This is a genomic window from Microbispora sp. NBRC 16548, assembly GCF_030268985.1.
Classification (GTDB): domain Bacteria; phylum Actinomycetota; class Actinomycetes; order Streptosporangiales; family Streptosporangiaceae; genus Microbispora; species Microbispora catharanthi.
Genome location: NZ_BSSF01000020.1, coordinates 87,181 through 103,784, shown reverse-complemented (window position 1 = coordinate 103,784; position 16,604 = coordinate 87,181). Strand labels below are relative to the sequence as shown.

At 71.2% G+C, this 16,604-nt stretch carries 13 protein-coding genes; 4 read left to right on the top strand and 9 right to left on the bottom strand.

The window, feature by feature from the left end; translation table 11 throughout:
- Positions 1–35: 35 nt before the first annotated feature.
- From QSK36_RS38140 to QSK36_RS38120, 5 genes are all read right to left on the bottom strand, one after another.
- The gene (locus QSK36_RS38140) at positions 36–1,268 is read right to left on the bottom strand and encodes an ABC transporter substrate-binding protein (RefSeq protein WP_285785735.1); all 1,233 of its coding nucleotides are present in this window, start codon (positions 1,266–1,268) and stop codon (positions 36–38) included.
- 31 nt (positions 1,269–1,299) lie between these two features.
- On the bottom strand, positions 1,300–2,553 hold the full coding sequence (locus QSK36_RS38135; RefSeq protein WP_285785734.1) for a Gfo/Idh/MocA family protein: 1,254 nt from the start codon (positions 2,551–2,553) through the stop codon (positions 1,300–1,302).
- A gap of 34 nt (positions 2,554–2,587) precedes the next feature.
- A complete protein-coding gene (locus QSK36_RS38130; RefSeq protein WP_285785733.1) occupies positions 2,588–4,708 on the bottom strand; it encodes a putative phage tail protein in 2,121 nt (706 codons plus the stop codon).
- A gap of 11 nt (positions 4,709–4,719) precedes the next feature.
- Entirely contained in the window at positions 4,720–6,885 is a 2,166-nt protein-coding gene (locus tag QSK36_RS38125) for a putative phage tail protein (protein ID WP_285785732.1), read from the bottom strand.
- Between the two features lie 194 nt (positions 6,886–7,079).
- Positions 7,080–7,877, bottom strand: coding sequence for an IclR family transcriptional regulator (locus QSK36_RS38120; RefSeq protein WP_183540785.1), 798 nt, complete (start codon positions 7,875–7,877; stop codon positions 7,080–7,082).
- 189 nt (positions 7,878–8,066) lie between these two features.
- Between QSK36_RS38120 and QSK36_RS38115 the strand changes: the two genes are divergently transcribed.
- The 4 genes from QSK36_RS38115 to QSK36_RS38100 are packed head-to-tail and all read left to right on the top strand — an operon-like array spanning position 8,067 to position 12,320.
- Entirely contained in the window at positions 8,067–9,425 is a 1,359-nt protein-coding gene (locus QSK36_RS38115; protein ID WP_285785731.1) for an aspartate aminotransferase family protein, read from the top strand.
- A complete protein-coding gene (locus QSK36_RS38110) occupies positions 9,425–10,612 on the top strand; it encodes a mandelate racemase/muconate lactonizing enzyme family protein (protein ID WP_285785730.1) in 1,188 nt (395 codons plus the stop codon). The genes QSK36_RS38115 and QSK36_RS38110 overlap by 1 nt, the downstream gene beginning before the upstream one ends.
- Entirely contained in the window at positions 10,609–11,451 is an 843-nt protein-coding gene (locus QSK36_RS38105; RefSeq protein WP_183540791.1) for an amidohydrolase family protein, read from the top strand. The genes QSK36_RS38110 and QSK36_RS38105 overlap by 4 nt, the downstream gene beginning before the upstream one ends.
- Positions 11,448–12,320 carry an SDR family NAD(P)-dependent oxidoreductase gene (locus tag QSK36_RS38100; protein ID WP_285785729.1) on the top strand — a complete coding sequence of 291 codons (873 nt, stop codon included), beginning with the start codon at positions 11,448–11,450 and terminating at the stop codon, positions 12,318–12,320. The genes QSK36_RS38105 and QSK36_RS38100 overlap by 4 nt, the downstream gene beginning before the upstream one ends.
- A gap of 83 nt (positions 12,321–12,403) precedes the next feature.
- On the opposite strand, the gene QSK36_RS38095 is transcribed toward QSK36_RS38100, so the two are convergent.
- The 4 genes from QSK36_RS38095 to QSK36_RS38080 form a co-directional block, all read right to left on the bottom strand.
- On the bottom strand, positions 12,404–13,237 hold the full coding sequence (locus tag QSK36_RS38095; RefSeq protein WP_183540795.1) for a fumarylacetoacetate hydrolase family protein: 834 nt from the start codon (positions 13,235–13,237) through the stop codon (positions 12,404–12,406).
- Positions 13,238–13,334: 97 nt separating this feature from the next.
- Complete coding sequence (locus QSK36_RS38090) at positions 13,335–14,102, bottom strand: IclR family transcriptional regulator (protein ID WP_285785728.1); 768 nt, start codon at positions 14,100–14,102, stop codon at positions 13,335–13,337.
- 64 nt (positions 14,103–14,166) lie between these two features.
- Positions 14,167–15,231 carry an MBL fold metallo-hydrolase gene (locus QSK36_RS38085; protein ID WP_285785727.1) on the bottom strand — a complete coding sequence of 355 codons (1,065 nt, stop codon included), beginning with the start codon at positions 15,229–15,231 and terminating at the stop codon, positions 14,167–14,169.
- Positions 15,232–15,292: 61 nt separating this feature from the next.
- Positions 15,293–16,597, bottom strand: a complete 1,305-nt coding sequence (locus QSK36_RS38080) for an MFS transporter (protein ID WP_285785726.1) — start codon at positions 16,595–16,597, stop codon at positions 15,293–15,295.
- Between the last annotated feature and the right edge of the window lie 7 nt (positions 16,598–16,604).

Below are 16,604 nucleotides of genomic sequence, written 5' to 3'. Positions count from 1 at the left end.
ATCACGGCGGCCGGCCGGGGCGTCTGGGGGCCGGCCTACTGGCCGATGAGGGCGTTGGCCGCGGTGGCGGCGTCGGTCAGGGCCTGCTGCGGGCTCTTCTGGCCGATCAGCGCGGCCTGGATCTCCGGCGCGAGCACGCCCATGACGTCGCGCGCCTTGTCGTGCAGCGGCGCGCCCTGCATCAGGTCGAGCGTCTTCTCCATCTCGGCGTTCGGCCCGTCGGCGTAGAGGGCGCCGGTCGACTTCTGCGGGGAGAAGAAGCCCGAGGCCGTGTCGTACGCCTTGGTGACGGCGGTCCCGGAGGCGAAGGCCAGCCACTTGCCGGCCGCGTCCTTGGCCTTGGATCCCTTGAGCATCGACAGCGCGCCAATGGAGCCGTAGCCGACCTGCTTGGCGTCGCTCAGGGGCGGGTGGATCTCGATGTTCTCCGCGCCCCAGAACGACTCGACGTCCGCGGGCACCTGCTGCCAGGTGCAGGCCGTCTTGTTCTGCGCCAGGTGCGTCTGCTCGAACGCGGGGATGCCGGTGAGCAGGTCCTTCTCGACGTAGCCCTTGTCGGCGAGCGTCTTGAGGAAGGTCAGCGCCTTGAGGCCCTCGGGGCCGTCGAAGGCCACCTTGGCGCCGTCGGACGTGAACACGCTGCCGCCCGCCTCCCACAGCAGCGGATAGAACGACTGGTTCAGCGTGGCGCCGGGGTCGGCGTAGTAGTTGGCGACGTCGAAGCCCTTCTCCTTGAGCTTCGGCGCGATCGCGAGCACGTCGTCCCAGGTCTTGGGAGCCTCCACCCCGGCCGCGTCGAGCACCTTCCGGTTGCACATCAGCGGGTTCGCGCCCATCAGGATCGGGGCGCCCATCAGCTTCCCGTCGATGGTGACCGCCTGCTTGACGTTGTCGCGGTAGTCCGCCTTGGCGGTGTCGGACAGGTAGGCGTCGACCGGCTCGATGGCCTTGGCGAACTTCGGGATCTGGTCGGGGATCAGGTAGACGAGGTCGGGTCCCTTGTTGCCGGCGATCGCCGTGGTGAGCGACTCCTCGCGCTTGGCCCAGGGATAGATCTCGACCTTGACGTCGATGTTCGGGTTGTCCTTGGTGAACGCGGCGACCTGGCCGTCCCAGAAGGCCTTGTGCTTGGCCTCGTCCGGGATGATCGGGTACACCCACATGGTCACGGTCTGCTTGTCCGGTCCGGCGTCGGAGCCGGAGCCGCAGGCGGTGGCCGCGGCGGCGAGCGCCGCCACCACGACCGGCGCCAGCATGCGAAGTCGCATGGGAAGGTCCTCTCTCAAGAATCGGGGAAGTTCACTGCTCGGGCACGTCGGCTACGGTGCCGGTGTGCCGGGCCCGCTCGGCGGCGAAGACCGCGAGGTGGGAGGCGAGCGACTCGGCCGGGCCCGACCGGATCAGGGCGTCGTCGCCGGTGGCCACGGCGCGCACGAAGGCGTCCATCACGCCGTCGTCCCCGCCGCCGTGGCCCTCGCCGGCGGTGGCGCCGCCGACGGGGCCGGCCTCGACGGTCTCGGTCCTTCCGGTGCGGAAGTCCAGGACCGTCACCCGCTCGCCGTCTCCGATCAGCTGCCCGTGGCTGCCGAAGACGCGGGTCTGCCGATGGGTCTGCTCGGTGAAGGCGGTCATCGTGAAGGTCCCGGTGGCGCCGCCCTCGAACTCCAGGGCCAGCACCTGGTGGTCCACGACGTCGTTGTCGCAGGCGTAGACGCACCTGCCGTACGGACCGGTGCGCAGGGCCTCGGTGACGCCCGCCTCGTCCGTCGCGTCGGTGATCACGGTGACCGGCCAGACGGCCCCGCGCTCCCGCACCACCGGGTAGTAGAGCTTGGGCGCCGAGTAGGGGCACCCGGGCTCGATCGCACAGTCGAGGCAGCGGTCGGCGGCGCCCGCGGGACGCTTCTCGGGCCGGAAGTGGCCGAGGTCGCCGAAGCTCGCCACCCTGGCGATCCTGCGCCCGGTCACGTACGCCAGCCAGTCGAGGTCGTGACAGGACTTGGCGAGCAGCATCGGGCTGGCCAGCTTCTCGCTCCGCCACGGCCCGCGGACGTAGGAGTGGGCCGCGTGCCACCAGCCGACCGGCTCCAGGTGCTGCACGCTCATGATCTCGCCCAGCACGCCGGAGCGGACCATCTCCATCACCAGGTCGGTGTACGGGGTGTAGCGCAGCACATGGCAGACCGCCAGCCGGACGCCGGTCTCGGCGACCACGGAGACGATCCGCCGGCACTCCTCCTCCGTGGGCGCGAGCGGCTTCTCCAGCAGCAGGTCGCGCCCGGTCCGGGCGAAGGCGACGGCCGGGTCGACGTGATCCCTGTCCTGGGTGGCCACGATCACCGCGTCGGCCGGCACGTCCGCGGCCAGCATGTCCTGCCAGGTCGCGTACTCCGCCACCCCGGGGTGCCCGGCCGCGGCGAGGCCGCGCCGGTGGGGCTCCGGGTCGGCCACGGCGACGAGCCGCGCCCGGTCGGGGTTGCGAGCCACCCACGAGGCGTAGGTCTGGCCCCGGCTTCCGGCGCCGGCGAGGGCCAATGCGACCCGGCGTTCCATTTTCACTCCTCTGTGCTGGTTTGGGAGTAGAAGGTTAGAGAAGGAGGTTTCCGGTGGTCTGAACCCGGGGGCCGTCCGGCGGCGTCGTACGGGCGACGCCCTCCTCGACGCAGGAGGTGTGCTGGAGCAGCGAACCGTCGCCGAAGGCGGCCCCGGCGAGCGTGATCTTCCCGCCCGACAGGCGGGCGCCGACCGCGGAGTACACGTTCTTCCCGGTCTCGACCGCGACGTGGGCCGTGCCCGCGTCGCTCGTCGTGCTCCGGTAGTCGCGCAGTTCCCACTGGACGGTCCCGCCCGCGTCCGCGCGGGACAGCAGCGCCTTCGCGCCGTTGGTCCCCTCGACCACCGCACCGCCGCCCACGTGGATCCGCTGGTCCTTCCTGCCCGACAGCCGGATGCCGGTGCCCGACAGCCGGCCGCCCTGGATCCGTACGAGTGAGGCGGCGACGGGCAGCGGCGCGCCGCCCTCCTTGCCGAGCAGGGTGCTGTCGACCAGGTGCAGCTCCCCGGTGCCGTTGCAGGCGTTGCCGTCCAGGTTCGACAGCACCGACCGCACGATGTGCACGGGCGAGGTGACCGAGGACTGCACGATCTCCGAACCGGCGGCGAGTGTGAAGTCGCAGCCCTCGATGACGTTCGGGCGGGCCGACAGGGCGGACGACTGGGAGATGATCAGCCGGTCGTTCGCGGAGCAGCCGCGCATCTGGACGCCGTCGGCGTTGACCCAGATCATCCCCGAGCCTGCGAGCGACGGCTTCCCGATCACCCGCATGTCCTCCAGCGTCAAGTCGGTGACCTTCACCCGGGCGACGAACCACGAGCAGACGTGCCGGCGTACGGTGATCCGCTTGGCCGCCGAGCCCCACGCCGCGCCGGAGTTGGCGAACGTCATCAGGCCGGAGTTGCCGGTGTAGACGAGGTCGTGCTCGTACTGCCCGTGGGTGACGAACGGCCCCTGGTCGTCCCCGTCGCCGTGGCAGTTCTCCACCAGCCCGTATGCCGAGGCGGTCCAGTCGTTGAGGTGCCGGGCGTTGGAGGTGTGGCAGTCGGCCACGTGGCCGTACAGGCAGTAGATCTGCTGGGTGAGATAGCCGGCGCCGCCCCAGGTGACGGACGTGGGGTTCTTCAGCGAGCAGGAGCGCGTCTGGAAGTACGTACACCAACGGCGCATGACGACCGGCCAGAACGTGCCGGTGGCGTCGATGCCGGACACGTCGCACCAGACGGCGTACTCGTAGGCCACCGGGTGCGAGCCGGTGTACTGGTCCGCGCCCGCGCCGGTGAACGCCATGTTCCTGACGTGCACGCGCTCGACCGGCTCGATCCTCGTCCAGGTGATCGACCGTCCGGCCTTCAGCGTCCAGCCGTTGAGGTAGTTCACCCGGATGTGGGAGCCGTCCACGATCTGGGTGACCTGCACGAGCTTCTGCAGCTCGCGTTCCCACTGCCCGGCGCCCTTGCTCACCTCGGCCGACCACCACTGGCCGACCTGGAACTTCGACGAGTCGCCGACCTCGAAGACGTCCGACAGCTCCGGCATGTCGGCGGTGAGCGGCGCGGTCACCACCGTGTCGGTGACCTTGCCCCGGAAGAAGAGCACGGCCGCGAAGGGGTCGTCGTAGCCGGCCTTCTCGATGCCGTCGGTGCGGACGGTGTGGCCGCCGAAGTCGAACTCCAGGTTCGAGCGGGTGTATTTGTGGCGTTTGACGAACAGCAGGTCGGTGTGGGCCTCGATCCGGTGGATGGACGGGTCGTTGACCATCGCGTCCAGCGCGGCATCGGCCGGCGCGTCGTCGCCGAACACGCCGAACCTGCGGAAGTCGCCCACACCGTCGTGGACCTGCACCCACCGGCCCGCACCCGGACCGCCGAGGACCGTTCCGCCGTTGACCGCCGCGGTCGAGTCCGTGTCCCAGCGCACCAGCATGCCGCCGCCGTCACCGGCCGCCTTGTAGCCCGCGACCTGCACCAGCGTCCCGTCCGCGATCTTCTTGCCGTCCAGCGACAGCAGCTCGGCCACCGTCGCCACGCCGTACACCGCGGACTTCAACTCCGCCTCCGGCCCGGCGTGAGCCGTACCGGGAACCAGTAGAGCCAGCCCGCCGACACCACCCGCCGTCAGCAGGGCACGGCGGGACCTCATGGATGAACTCATTTCGGGACTCCTCAGACGGCCAGGTTGCCGGTGGTGATGACTCGGGGCCCCGCCGCCGGGGCCGTACGGGTGACGCCCTCTTCGGCGCAGCCCGTGTGCAGGAGGTGGGAGTCGCCTCCGAAGGCGGCGTCCGCGAGCGTGATGGCGCCGCCACGGAACCGCGCGCCGACGGCGGAGTAGCGGTTGACGCCGCTCGTGATCGCGACGTGCGCGGTGCCGCCGTCGCCCGTCGAGCTGAGGTAGTCGCCCAGTTCCCACCGCACCGGTGAGCCCTCGGCGCGGGACAGCAGCGCCTTCTCGCTGTTGGTCCCCTCGACCACGGCGCCTCCGCCGATCGAGATCCGCTGCTCGCGGACCGCGGACAGGCGGATGCCGGTGTCGGTCAGCCGCCCGCCGGACACGACGACCTCGGCGGCTCCGATCAGGAGCGGCGCCGCACCCGCGCTCCCGGTGAGGACGGTGTCGGTGAGGTGGACGGGGCCGGACCCGCGCATGACCGCGCCGTTCACCCCGGTGAAGACGCACCGGACGAAGTGGACGGCGTTCGTCACCGGCGTCTGGACGACGACCTGCCCCTCGGGGAGGTCGAAGCTGCAGTCCTCGATGACGTTCGGCCTGCCGGACCGCGCCGAGCGCTGCGCGACCGCGAACGTCCTGGCCGAGCAGCCGCGCATCTGGACGCCGTCGGCGTTGACCGTGAGGGTGCCACCGGGGTCGAAGGTGGAGCGCGGGATGACCTTGACGTCCTCCAGCGTCAGATCGGTGATCTTGGTGTTGGCCGTGAACCAGGAGCAGACGTGCCGGCGTACGGTGATCCGCTTCGCGCTGATCCCCCACTGCGCGCCCGAGTTGGCGATGTCCATCAGGCCGGAGTTGCCGGTGAACACCAGGTCGTGCTCGTACTGCCCGTGGGTGGTGAACGGGTTGCCGCCCGCGTCGTCGCCGTCCCCGTGGCAGTTCTCCACCACGCAGTAGGCCGACGCGGTCAGGTCGTTGAGGTGGCGGGCGTTCGAGGTGTGGCAGTCCACCACGTGGCCGTACAGGCAGTAGATCTGCTGGGTGAGGTAGCCCGCGCCGCCGTAGAAGACCGTCGGGGGGTTCTTCAGCGTGCAGCTCTCGGTGCGGAAGTAGGTGCACCAGCGGCGCATGACGACCGGCCACCAGGTGAGGGAGGCGTCGATGCCCGAGACGTCGCACCAGGCGGCGTACTCGTAGGCGACGGGGTGCGACCCGGTGTACTCCCGGTCGTCGGGAAGCTCCCCGTTCTTCGGCCCGTCGTACGGCGGGGCGCCGACGAAGACCATGTTCCTGACGTGGACCCGCTCGACCGGCTTCACCTTGGTCCAGGTGATCACGCGGCCCTTGTCGAGGTCCCAGCCGTTCTGATAGTTCACCCGGATGTGGGAGCCGTCCACGATCTGGGTGACCTGCATCATCTTCTGCAGTTCCCGTTCGTCGCGGCCGGAGAGGTTGTCGACCACCGCCGTCCACCACTGGCCGACCTTGAACTTCGACGAGTCGCCGACCTCGAAGACGTCGGCCAGGTCGGGCATCGGGGCGCTCAGGGTGTGCTCGACGACCGTGCCGGTGACCTCACCGCGGAAGAACATGACGGCGCCGAACGGGTTGTCGTGCGCGTTCTTCTCGATGCCGTCGGTGCGGACGGTGTGGCCGCCGAAGTCGAGTTCCAGGTTCGAGCGGGTGTACTTGTGCCGCTTGACGAACAGCAGGTCGGTGTGGGCCTCGATCCGGTGGATGGACGGGTCGTTGACCATCGCGTCCAGCGCGGCATCGGCCGGCGCGTCGCCCCCGAACACGCCGAACCTGCGGAAGTCGCCCACACCGTCGTGGACCTGCACCCACCGGCCCGCACCCGAGCCGCCCAGGACCGTTCCGCCGTTGGCCGCCGCGGCCGAGTCCGCGTCCCAGCGCACCAGCATGCCGCCGCCGTCACCGGCCGCCTTGTAACCCGCGACCTGCACCAGCGTCCCGTCCGCGATCTTCTTGCCGTCCAGCGACAGCAGCTCGGCCACCGTCGCCACGCCGTACACCGCGGACTTCAGCTCCGCCTCCGGCCCGGCGTGAGCCGTACCGGGAACCAGCAGCGCCAGCCCGCCGACACCACCCGCCGTCAGCAGGGCACGACGGGCCACAGGGGATTTTCGGGGATCGTTCACAAGATGCCTCAACCTTCGGCCGGGCGGCGAGACGCGGCACGGCAGGGGGTGAATGAAGGCCGGGCGGACACGCGTGAGGCGTGCAGGCGGCGGTGCTGCTGGCCGAAACCGTCCGCGGTCAGGGGCTGTGACATCGCGGGGGCCAGTTGTTCGCCCGATGTGGCGCAAACCTTAAGCAGGTTTCGGTCGGTAAATCAAGGCCGGTAGCCGAGTTCCCACGAGATCCGCCGCGCCGCGTCCCGCACCTGCCGCCCCAGCTCCTGGTAGCGCCAGGTGGGCAGAGCCGGTTTGAGGCCGGTGATGCTGATGGCCCCCGCGCACACGCCGGAATGGTCGCGCAGAGCGCTGCCGACGCAGAACACCCCCTCCGCGTCCTCCTCGTCGTCGAGCGCGTAGCCCGTCTCGCGGATGTCGCGCAGGTGGGCCAGCAGCCGGTCGAGCTCGGTGATCGTGTGCGCCGTGCGGCGGGGCAGTCCGACCCTCTCGATCAGGGCCGCGACCTGCCGATCCTCCATCTCGGCGAGCAACGCCTTGCCGAGGCCGGTGCAGTGGGGCAGTTCCCGCACGCCCATCCGGAGGTCCACCTGGATGCGCTCGCCGTTGCTCACCTGGTCGATCACGACGGCCTGGTCGCTCTCCGGGATCGCGAGCCGGGAGTTCATGCCCGTCGACCGGGTCAGCTCCACCAGAATGGGACGGGCGACGTCCCGCAGGGACAGCTGGTCGCGCGCCCTGTCCCCGAGCCGGGCGAGCGCCATCCCGAGCCGGTAACGCCGGTTCATGCCCTCGCCGTCGTCGGCGGCCAGGCCGAACCGCTGGAGCGTGTAGAGCGTGGCGAAGGCCGAGCTCTTCGACAGGCCGCACGCAGCCGCCACCTCGGTCACGCTCAGCCCTTCCCCCGGAGGGCCGCCGGCCAGGGCTTCGAGGACTTCGGCCGCCCTGGCGACACTGCGGATCCAGTAGCGAGAGTTCTCCGCCTCACTGTTCGTCATAGCCGAACAGTGTAGCGCATTTCTTGTCATCTTTCCCTTGGACGGCATTGACCTGGGATAGCCCCCTCCTTAAGATGCCGCTAACTGTTCGGGTACGCCGAATAGTGTTCGTAACAATCCACCTGCGGCGGAAACATTCGCGTCACACCGGAACGGGGCTGGTTCCGGTGCGACGGCCAAGGAGACCATGTGAATCAGCAACCGGCCCCGTCCGTCTCCCTGCCGGAACGGGCCCGCCGGGTCATCCCCGGCGGGGTCAACAGCGGGCAGCGGAACGTTCCGGGACTCGCCGACCTGGTGATCACCCGGGCCCGGGGCGCCACGTTCTGGGACGCGGACGGGCGGCAGTACACCGACTACCACGCGGCCTTCGGCCCTCCCCTGCTCGGCCACAACGACCCCGACGTCGCCGCGGCGGTCGCGGAGGCGGGACGGACCCTGGACCTGTGCGGAGTCGGGATCACCGAGGGCGAGATCGAACTCGCCGAGACGCTCGCCGAGCTGGTGCCCAGCATGGAGCGGGTGCTCCTGACCAGCACCGGCTCGGAGGCGACCTTCCACGCCCTGCGGGTCGCGCGGGCCGCCACCGGGCGCCGGCTGGTGGTGAAGTTCCAGGGCTGCTACCACGGCTGGCACGACGCCGTGAGCATGAACGTGATCTCGGCGCCCGACCGCGTCGGGCGCAAGGACCCGATCTCCACCGGCATCCTGCCCGAGGTGCTCGACGCCACGCTCGTCCTGCGGTTCAACGACCCGGAGGGGGTGCGCGCCGCGTTCGACGAGCACGGCGAGGACATCGCCGCCGTGATCGTCGAACCCGTGCCGCACAACGTCGGCTGCCTGCTCCCCGACGCGGAGTTCCTGCGCACGCTCCGGGAGGAGTGCACCCGGCACGGCAGCGTCCTGGTCTTCGACGAGGTGATCACCGGCGTACGGCACGGCCTGGGCGGCTGGCAGGAGATCGCCGGCGTGGTGCCCGACCTGACGACGATGGGCAAGGCCATCGCGAACGGCTATCCCGTCGGCGCGCTCGGAGGCCGCGCCGACCTCATGGACCTGTTCAGCTCGCGCCCCGGCGCACCGGTCTTCTTCGCGGGCACCTACAACGGCCACCCTGCGGTGGTCGCGGCGGCGCTCGCCACCCTGCGCAAGCTGCACGAGGAGCCGGTGCACGAGCACGTGTTCCGGCTGGGCGACCGGGTGCGCGCCGAGCTCCCCCCGGTGCTCACCTCTCTTGGCGTGCCCGCCGTCGTCACCGGGTACGGCTCGGTGTTCGTCACCTACTTCATGGACCGGGTGCCGAGGACCTACGACGACCTCCTCGCCAACGACACCGCCATGTTCGTCGGATACCGTCGCCGCATGGTCGACCAGGGCGTTTTCGAGCTGCCGCTCAACCTCAAGCGCAGCCACCTGTCGTACGCGCACACCGACGACGACGTGGACCGGCTGATCGAGGTCACCGAGGCGGCCGTCCGCGCCCAGCTCGCCGACGGCGACGCGCCCGGCGACCTGAGCACCGCCTCCACCATGGGAGGAGCCCGCTGATGCTGACCGTGAACGCCACCCGCCCGGCGGGCCCCGCCGGGCGGATCAGCCGTGTCGAGACCCTCACCCTGGGCACCGCCTGGCGCGACTTCGGCTACGTACGGATCCACACCGACGAGGGACTGTCAGGGGTCGGCGAGATCACCCATCCCTACCGGGCGCGGGAGACCTGCCTGCTGACCGAGGCGATGGCGCAGCGGCACCTGCTGGGCGCCGACCCGTTCGACGTGGAGGAGATCTGGCTCCGGCTCTACCAGGGCGACTTCCTGCGGGGCGGGGACATCGGCGGCATCGTGGTGTCGGGCGTGGACCAGGCGCTGCACGACCTGATGGGCAAGGCGCTCGGCGTGCCCGTCTATCGGCTCACCGGCGGCGCCTGCCGTGACCGGGTCAGGGTCTACGCCAACGGGTGGTACACCGGCGACCGGGAGCCCGGCGCGTTCGCCGAGCGCGCCAAGGAGACGGTCGCCAGGGGCTACACCGCGCTGAAGTTCGACCCGTTCGGCGCGGGCCTCGGCGAGCTGTCCCGCGCCGAGCTGCGGCTCTCGCTCGACATCGTCGCCGCCGTACGGGAGGCGGTCGGCCCGGACGTCGACCTGTTCGTCGAGGGGCACGCCCGCTTCGCCTTCCACACCGCCGCCCGGCTCGTGCGGGAGCTGGAGCCGTACGACATCGGCTGGTTCGAGGAGCCGCTGCCGTGGACGCACATCGAGCGGTACGCCGAACTGCGTCGGCGGGCGGCCTTCCCGATCTCGGGCGGCGAGCACTTCCACAACCGGTACGAGTACGCGCGGCTGTTCGCCACGAACGCGGTGGACATCGTCCAGCCGGACCTGTCGATGGCGGGCGGGTTCACCGAGGTGCGCAAGCTCGCCGCGCTGGCCGACATCCACGCGATGACGGTCGCGCCGCACAACTCGAACTCGCCGCTGTGCACGACCGCGTCGGTGCACGCCGTGCTCGGCATGCCCAATTTCACGATCCTGGAGACCTTCGACGGTCTGCTGGAGCCGTACGTCTTCGAGGCGGTCCGCGGCACCCTGCCCATCGAGTCGGGATATATCGGGATACCTGATAAGCCGGGGCTGGGAATCGAGCTGGCCGACGAGGTCTTCGAGGAGCACCCGCCCAGCCACCGATTCTGGAACATGTTCGCCGAGGGCTGGGAGAAGCGGAACCGCACATGATCGTCGACGTCCACTCACATCTGTTCACCTGTCCGGACGACGTCGGAGACCCGTTCGCCGCGGAGTCGGCCCGCGCCCACGGAGGCCACGTCGACCTCACCGTGCGGTGGGCCGACTACGCGGGCTCCGCCCCCGAGGGAACCCGGACGATCGTGGTGGGCGGCAAGGCGCGCAGGTCGGGCCTGTGGGTGGACGACGCGGCCGTGGCCGACTACACGGCCGCACACCCCGACAGGCTGATCGGATACCTGTCGCTCGATCCCACCCAGCCCGGCTGGCGGGACGAACTGGTGCGCGGCCATCAGGACCTGGGCCTGCGCGGGATCAAGCTCATGCCGATGTACGCCGGGTTCGACCCCGCCGCCCCCGAGTACGACGACCTGTTCGCCTACGCCGAGCGGCACGGGCTGCCCCTGCTGGTGCACACCGGCACGACGTTCGTGTCCGCCGCACCGCTGAAGTGGGCGCTCCCCGTCCACCTCGACGAGGTCGCGATCCGCCACCCGGAGCTGCGCATGGTCCTGGCGCATCTCGGCCACCCGTTCGAGGGCGAATGCATCGCGGTGATCCGCAAGCATCGGCACGTCTACGCCGACGTCTCGGCGCTCCACTACCGCCCGTTCCAGCTCTGGCACAGTCTCAGGCTCGTCCAGGACTACGGGGTCTGGCACAAGCTGTTGTTCGGCAGCGACTACCCGTTCACCACCGTCGACGCCTCGATAGAGGGCCTGCGGGCCGTCGGCGCCGTGGCCGGCATCCCCGGACTGCCCCCGCTCGACCGCGACGAGATCGAGAACCTGATCCACCGCGACGCCCTTCCGCTGCTGGGGCTGGCATGAGCGAGCGAAGCGCGAATCGGCGAGCGCGAAGCGAGCAACCACAGGGTGGCCGCTTCGACCTGACAGGACGGGTGGCCGTCGTCACCGGCGCCGCGCGCGGTCTGGGCCAGGCGTTCGCCGCCGCTCTCGCCGAGGCCGGCGCGGACGTCGTGGCGATCGACAGGCCGGGCGGGCCGCCGCTGGACGAGACCGTCCGGCTGGTCGAGGCCCGCGGCAGGGTGTGCCGCCCGGTCGAGTTCGACCTGGCCGACACCGCGGGCCTCGCCGGCCTCGCCGACCTCGTCTGGGCCGAACGACCGGTGGACATCCTGGTCAACAACGCCGGGATCGCCAGGCTCGAGCACTTCAACGAGATCACCGTCGAGGGCTGGCGGGAGATCATGGCGGTCAACGTCGACGCCGTGTTCTTCCTCTCCCAGCGGATCGCCGAGCAGATGATCGCCGCGGGCAGGCCCGGCAGGATCGTGAACGTCTCGTCGAAGAACGGCCTGATGGCCGAGGCCGGGCTGGCTCACTACAACGCGTCCAAGGGCGCGGTCGAGCTGATCACCAAGTCGCTCGCGGCGGAGCTCGGCCCGCACGGCATCACCGTCAACGCGATCGCGCCCGGAATGATCGCCACGCCGATCGACGACGCGTTCCCTCTGGAGCACGAGGCGTTCGAGGCGGCCTGGGCCGAGCGGATCCCCCTCAGGGGCGGGTACGGCAGGCCCGACGACGTCACCGGCGCCGTTGTCTACCTCGCGTCCGACGCCGCCCGGTACGTCACCGGGACCACCCTCGTGGTCGACGGCGGCGTGCTTGCCGACCAGATGCCACGCCACCGGTTCATGCCGCCGTACCGCTCCCGCGTGGAGCGGCCCGAGTGAATTGGAGGGCGCCCGGTGACGCGGAGGGCGCCTCGGCGGCGGGAAGGGCGCGGAGCACCGGAAAGGGCTCCGCGCCCTTCCCGTCACTCCCGGCCGGTCACGGGGTTGCGCAGGGTCCCGATGCCCTCGACGCCCACCTCGACGACGTCACCGGGCCGCAGGCAACGCCTCGGCTCCATGAACTCGCCACACCCCCACGGCGTACCGGTCAGCACCACGTCACCGGGCTCCAGCGTGAACGAGCGGGAGCAGAAGGAAAGGAGTTCGGCCACCCCGAAGAGCATCTGCGAGGTGCTGGAGTCCTGCACCGTCTCCCCGTTGACGACGGTCCACAGCCGCAGGTCCTGGGGATCGGGGATCTCGTCGGGCGTGACGACGACCGGGCCGAGCGGGCAGAACGTGTCGAGGCTCTTGCCCCGCACCCACTGGCCGTCGCCGAACTGGAGGTCCCGCGCCGACACGTCGTTCGCGACGGTGTATCCGGCGACGCCGGCCAGGGCCTCCTCGGGGCTCGCGCCGCGCAGCGGCGCTCCGATGACGGCGCCGAGCTCGACCTCCCAGTCGACGCGGGAGGTCAGTTCGGCGTCGACGACGATCGCGTCGTCCGGTCCGATCACGCTGGAGGGGAACTTCGCGAAGACGAGCGGCCGCTCCGGCTTCTCCATGCCGGCCTCGCGGATGTGGTCCAGGTAGTTGAGCCCGATCGCGACGATCTTTCCGGGCCGCAGGGGCGCCGTGGGCACAGCCCCCGCGATCTCGGCGGTCGCCGCGCCGGCCAGGCGGCGGACCTCCCCCGCACCTCTCGCCAGGACGTCCCGGAGGGTGACGCCGGCCGGTACGTCGAGCGCCAGCCACGCGCCGTCGCGCTCCACCACCGCGACCTCTCCACCCGCCGTTCGGACAGTGCCCAGCCTCATGATCCCTCATTCCGTATGACAGAACGCCATTCCACAATGCGGTTATGAGATCACCGCAGCGAGCGATTTGTCAAGATATTTCCGCAGATGAACGGGGTTAGGCGGTTCGTCCGTACTCGGTGGCGAGCCGGCGGATCGTCTCGCCGAGCTCCCTGGCCCTGGACGCGGGCAGGCGCTCCTTGAGCACCGTCACGCTCACCGCGGCCAGCGGGACGTCCCTCCCCATGAACACGGGAGCGGACACGCACCGCACACCGGGCTCGTTCTCCTCCAGGTCCAGCGCGTAGCCCCGCCGCCTGATCTCCGCCATCTGGGCGGCCAGCCCCGCCGGGTCCGTCACCGTGGCCCGGGTCGGCGCGCGCAGCGGCCCGTACCGGGCGGCCCAGGACGTGATCGCCTCGTCCGTCGGGTACGTCCAGGCCAGCAGCGCCTTGCCGACCCCGGTGCAGTGGGCTCCGTTGCGCCCGCCCACCACCGAGGTCATGGTGATGGACCGGGGCGCCTCGATCTTGTCGAGGTAGACGACGTCGGCGCCGTCCAGCACGGCCATGCGCACCGTCTCGCCGGTCGTCTCACGCAGCCGCGCGAGGAGCGGGTGGACCAGCCCGCGCACGTCCATGTTCTCGTGGAAGCGGAACGCCGTGGCCAGCAGTTCGGTGCCGACGAAGTACGGCCCGCCCGGCTCGTACTGGGCCGCGAACCCCCGGTGCCTGAGGGCGCCGAGGATCCGGTGCAGGGAGCTCTTGGGCAGCCCCACCCTGGCGGCGAGCTCGTCCAGCGTCACACCCCGCCCGTGCTCGCTGATCACCCGCAGGACCCGCAGGGCCCGGTCGATGCTCGCCACCGGCGAGCGCTCCTCGCTCACGACACCGTCCTCCGATTCCGCGTGCCAGAATAACGGCCCATCAGGCGGAAACGGGGGAGCGCGGTCAGGCGGAAGCCGCGTGCCAGAGGTCGGGCTCGCCCGGCACGCGGGTGACCATGTCCCGCTGCTCCAGCCACACCAGATGGGCGAGCGTCTCGTTGTTGGCCGCCCGCCGCATGTGCGCGGGGATCTCCTCCCAGCTGCGCGACCAGGTGAGCCGGGTGGCGATGTCCCAGCAGGTGGAGCCGTCGCCGTCCGCCACGACTCGCCGCACCTCCGCCAGCCGCTCCTCGTGGTGCCCGATGACGTAGTCCACCCGCTTCGTCAGCTCCAGGAAGCGGTACTCGTGGGCGGGCAGCACCTCCTCGACGTCGAGCTTGCCCACCGCCCGCAGCGCGTCGAGGTAGTCGGCGAGCGGGTTGGCCGTCGACTGGGGGTGTACGGCGACCATCGACGTGATCCGGGCGAGCACGTGGTCGCCGGAGAACAGCAGGCGGCGCTCCGGCTCCACGAAGCACAGGTGACCGGGCGAGTGGCCGGGGGTCCACATCGCCCGCAGGTCCCAGCCGGGCAGGTCGAGCCGGTCGCCGTCCTCGATGAGCCGGTCGGGCGTCGCCATCGTGACGAACTGGCGCAGCATGACCGACGCCCCGGCGAGCTCCTGTGCCGTCATGTCCGGCACCCCGCACCTGACCAGCAGGGAGCGCTCCCGCTGCACGAGCGACTCGATCGCCGACTCGTCGTAGCGGTCGTGCACGATGCGGGCGTCGGCCGGATGCAGCCCGATCCAGGCGCCGGAGACCTCCCGGATCCGCCCGGCCAGGCCGTAGTGGTCCGGATGGATGTGCGTGACCAGCACGGCCTTCACGTCGGTGATCTCGTACCCGGCCGTGGCGAGCCCCGCGACGAGCGCGTCGTACGCCTCCTCGGTGTTCCATCCGGCGTCGATGATCACGACCCCGTCCGGGACCTCCAGGGCGTAGACCAGGACGTAGCGCAGCGGGTTGATCGGGATCGGGACGGGAATCGACCACAGCCCCGGCCGCACCCGCTCGACCTCGGGCAGTCCCCCGCCCAGCCACGCCGCGCGCTGCGCCTCGTTCGCCGCGGTCACGATCACCTTGCTCATCGGCTCCCCGCCCCTCTCGCAGCCCTGCCCGCTTGATTGTGCCGTCTTACCGAATCTGGTTCTACCGCGGGTACCTCAGGGTGGGACTGACGGGGAGTCGTACGTACAGGAGGGCGGAGGCGAGAACGACCACGGCGGTGAGCGCCCAGACGGGACCGACGCCGGCGATCCCCGACAGCGGCACCAGGCAGAGCGAGGAGAGCAGGCCGCCGAACTGGAGCTGCAGGGAGTCCACCGACATCACGGTGGCCCGCCGGTCGGCGGCGACGCGCTGATGGAGCAGTTCGGTCCTGAGCAGGGAGGCGACCGCGAGCGCGGTGAACAGCAGCACGTAGGCCGCCGCGGTCGCGGCGACCCCGGCCGCGCCCCGCAGAGCCGTCGAGGCGGCCAGCGCGACGACCGCCGCCGCCGTGACGACCGTGGCCGAGGCGGCCGCGCGGACCGAGCCGCGGACGAGCCGGGCGAGCGGCGGCGCGAGGGAACTGCCGAGCGCGTTGGCGGCGAAGCCGGCGAAGGTCACGAAGGCGTAGGCCGCGCCGCCCGTCGCGGACTCTCCGGTCAGGGCGGCGAGGCGTCCGGGGGTCAGCAGCTCGATGCTGTTCAGCATCACGCCGGCCCCGGCGGCGAGCAGGAGCAGCCGTCCGAGGGCGCGGTCGGCCAGGCCGAGCCGGATCCCGGCGACGATCGTGACCGGCACGTCGCGGACCACCTCGGCCAGCCGCACCGCCGCCCGGGCGGGTCCCCTCCCCGCACGGCCCGGCTCGCGCATGAGCACGAGCACGGCCACGAGGAGGACGAGCGCGGCCCCCGCTCCCGCCCAGACCGGCGCGGCCAGCGGGTCCCGGCGTACGGCGAGCGGGAGCAGGCCGCCGGCGAGCGTGCCGAGCGCGAGGGCGGCCGCGCCCGCGACGTTGCCGGCCGCGAGCCCGGGCTTCAGGTCGACGGCCGGGCCATACCGGGCGTGGAGGGTGTCGACGTACCACGCCTGGGCCGGCCCGCTCGACAGCGCACGCGCGACGCCCTTGAGCACGGACGCGACCAGGAACGGCCACACCGAGTGCGCCAGGGCCATCACGACCAGCGCGGCCGCGCCGACGACGGCCGACGCGGCGAGCACCGGGCGTCTCCCGAGGACGTCGGCGAGCCCGCCAGTCGGCAGTTCGAGCACGACGATCGTGATCGAGTAGGCCCCGCTGACCAGGCCGACCTCGGCGATGTCCAGCCCCCTGGCGGACATCAGCAGCACCATCGGCGCCAGCATCAGGCCGGTCGGCAGCCAGGTGAGGAACTCGATCGCGGCGTAGCGCCCGTGCTCACGCCTGCCCGGCCGCGGGGTCTCGGCGAGCGACCGCCCGGGCTCATGCATGACCGGC